This window comes from Rhizobacter sp. P2_H2, assembly GCF_056403375.1.
Genome location: NZ_JBFUFP010001308.1, coordinates 1 through 1,323, shown reverse-complemented (window position 1 = coordinate 1,323; position 1,323 = coordinate 1). Strand labels below are relative to the sequence as shown.

Annotated in this window: 2 protein-coding genes and 1 pseudogene; all 3 read right to left on the bottom strand. The window is 68.8% G+C overall.

Annotation, left to right across the window (positions count from 1 at the left end; all coding sequences use genetic code 11):
- Positions 1 to 466 (bottom strand): hypothetical protein (locus tag AC1D15_RS32600; RefSeq protein WP_477829321.1); only part of this gene is annotated, 466 nt, incomplete at its 3' end.
- A gap of 87 nt (positions 467 to 553) precedes the next feature.
- On the bottom strand, positions 554 to 856 hold the full coding sequence (locus AC1D15_RS32595) for a DUF1330 domain-containing protein (RefSeq protein ID WP_047509394.1): 303 nt from the start codon (positions 854 to 856) through the stop codon (positions 554 to 556).
- Between the two features lie 54 nt (positions 857 to 910).
- Positions 911 to 1,323: pseudogene (locus AC1D15_RS32590) on the bottom strand (metallophosphoesterase); the annotation flags it as partial.

Here is a 1,323-nt window from a genome sequence, read left to right as displayed (position 1 = left end):
TCAGGTCGGGGCTGTTCACCTTGTCGGCCAGCGGCACCGCGCTCTCGATCCAGCCGAACGCGGCGCGCACCTGGCCGGAGAACTGCAGCACGCAGGCCTTCAGCGTGTAGGCCGACGCGAGCGCGGCGGCATCCTGCGTGCGCTGGCCGATGTCGGTGAGTTCCTCGATCGCGGCCTCGGCCACGGCCGGCTTGTCGATCGCGGCATGGGCATAGCCCCAGGCGGCAAGGAAGATGCGCAGGTCGTCACCACCGCTCGCGCGCGCCTGMGGCTCGATCGGGCGCAGTTCGGCGATGACGGCGCTGGGTTCGTTGCCGTGGCGGGCCTCGATCGCGAAGACGGCGCTGCCGATGGTGCCGGCATGCGCCGGGCGGGCCAGCGTCAGCGCGCCGCCCGCCAGCAACAGCAGGCACGCGGCAGCGACACGGCGCTGCCAGGGGGCGATGAGGCGGGTGAAGGAGACCACACGGCTTTATCGGCCCCGCCGACCGGCGGCTTGAGACGGTCTGACTCGAAGCCGACGCCGCGAGCCGTGTGCAAAGTCTCGGTTGGCTCAGGGCTGCGGGCCTTCGTAGCCCTCGATCACGACGATGTCGAGCGTCGAGACCTTCTCGCGCAGCTTGATCGCGGCCTGGTAGTCGTCCGACTTCCAGCAGGCGAGCGCCGCCTCGTAGGACGGGAATTCCAGCACGACGTGGCGCGCCCGGCTGCTGCCCTCGACCACCTCGAAGCCGCCGGCGCGCACCAGGAAGCGCGCGCCGAAGCGCTTGAACGGTGCGGCATTGGCCGCCTGGTAGGTCTTGTACACCTCGGGATCGGTGATGTCGGCACGCACGATCCAGTAGCCCTTGGGCATGGCAGTCTCCGGAGTCTTTGAAAGGACCCCGGAGCTTGCCATCAAATCACTTCATCAGTTGAAACTGACCCCGGCGGTGTCGGCGTTCACCAGCTTCCTGTTCTTGAAGTCGATCGTGAAGTGGCCGCTCGGCTTGCCCGAACCCAGTCCCTTGAAGATCGCGAAGACCTGCTTGAACTGCGCCTGGAAGGCCACCTGCACCGCGTTCTGGTCCGACGGCTTGTCGCCGACCTTCACGATGGCCGCGGGCGCTGCCGGGAAGGCCGACATCAGCAGCTTGTACTGCTTCACGCGCAGTTCGCCCATGTCGCGCAGCGCCAGCTCGCCGGCGTACACCGTGCGGTGGAAGTCACCGTAGAACTCGTACGGCGTGACGGCGGCCAGCGCGTCGAAGTCCAGCCCCGCGGCCACGGCCAGCGCGCGCGCCTTGGTGGTGGCGGTGGCCCAGTCGGCGCCCAGCTGCGTGG

Coding starts and splice junctions, on each gene's coding strand:
- AC1D15_RS32595 (WP_047509394.1), bottom strand. CDS start 856: ATGCCCAAGGGCTACTGGATCGTGCGTGCCGACATCACCGATCCCGAG.